This is a genomic window from Paraburkholderia sp. RL18-085-BIA-A (genome assembly GCF_046027075.1).
In the GTDB taxonomy this organism is placed as follows: Bacteria; Pseudomonadota; Gammaproteobacteria; order Burkholderiales; family Burkholderiaceae; genus Paraburkholderia.
In genome coordinates this window covers 1-1,250 of the sequence record NZ_JARESU010000441.1, presented here as the reverse complement: position 1 = coordinate 1,250, position 1,250 = coordinate 1, and the positions used below count along the sequence as shown (strand labels likewise).

General features: G+C 63.5%; 1 protein-coding gene. It reads left to right on the top strand.

The window, feature by feature from the left end; genetic code table 11:
- Nucleotides 1-114: 114 nt before the first annotated feature.
- On the top strand, nt 115-1,250 hold a 1,136-nt coding region (locus P0D89_RS53105; protein WP_408379658.1), incomplete at its 3' end, for a Mur ligase family protein.

The following is a 1,250-nucleotide window of genomic DNA, read 5'->3' as shown; positions in this document are numbered from 1 at the left end:
CGCTTTCAGAAACGGATCAAAGCCACGCTCACCAGCGAGACGCGTCAGCTCGCAGTCGACATAGCCTCCGACAAGGAAGAGACGAACCGGACGCTGCGGGACGCCGGCTTGCCGGTGCCTCGCCAGCGCAAGGTCTATCGCGCCTGCGAGGCGGTCGTGAGCGCCGAACAGCTCGGCTATCCGGTTGTCGTCAAACCCCTGGACTGCAATCATGGACAGGGCGTATCGATCAAGCTCACGACGCCGGAGCAGGTGGAACTCGCATACAAGAGGGCGCGGAAGTACAGCCATGCCGTACTCGTCGAAAGCTATATCCCCGGGTCCGACTATCGGATGCTGGTGGTCAAAGATCAATTGGCCGCAGTGGCCAGACGCGTGCCGGCCCATGTGGTCGGTGACGGTTTGCATACGGTCGAGCAGTTAGTGGAAGAGGCCAATCGAGATCCGCGTCGCGGGGTAGGCCACGAAAACGTACTCACCCGCATCGAACTCGGTGACACGGCGCAAAGCGTACTGGGCGCCGCGGGATATGATTTCGAGACCGTGCCAGCTCCGGGTGAGTCCGTCTACGTGTGCGCGACTGCCAACCTTTCCACGGGTGGCACGTCCATCGACGTCACCGATCAGGTGCACCCGGACAACCGCGAGATGGCTGTGCGCGCCGTCAAGGCCATCGGCCTTGATGTCGCCGGCGTCGATTTCATTACCACGGATATTGCCTCCTCGTATCGCGAGGTCGGCGGGGCGATGTGCGAGGTCAACGCGTCGCCGGGTCTGCGGATGCATCTCGCGCCGAGCGAGGGTCCGGCGCGGGACGTGGCCGGCGCCATCGTCGACATGCTGTACCCGTCAGGCACCCCGAAGACGATCCCCATTGCGAGCATCACCGGCACCAACGGCAAGACGACCACTTCGCGCATGCTGGCCCAGATCATGAAGCTCGCGGGCTACACCGTCGGCCTCGGTACCACGGATGGCGTATACATTGATGGACGGATGACGCTCGCGGGCGATATGACTGGCGTGTCATCCGCCCGAATGATCCTCGCGGATTGCGCCGTCGACGCCGCCGTGCTGGAAACGGCCCGCGGTGGCCTGCTGCGGCGCGGGCTCGGATACCCCGAATGCAATGTGGCGGCGTGCCTCAACGTGAGCGCCGATCATCTCGGGCTGCGCGGCATCGAAACCGTGGAGCAGATGGCAGAGGTCAAGCGCATCATCATCGAAGTGGCTAAGGATATGGCCGTACT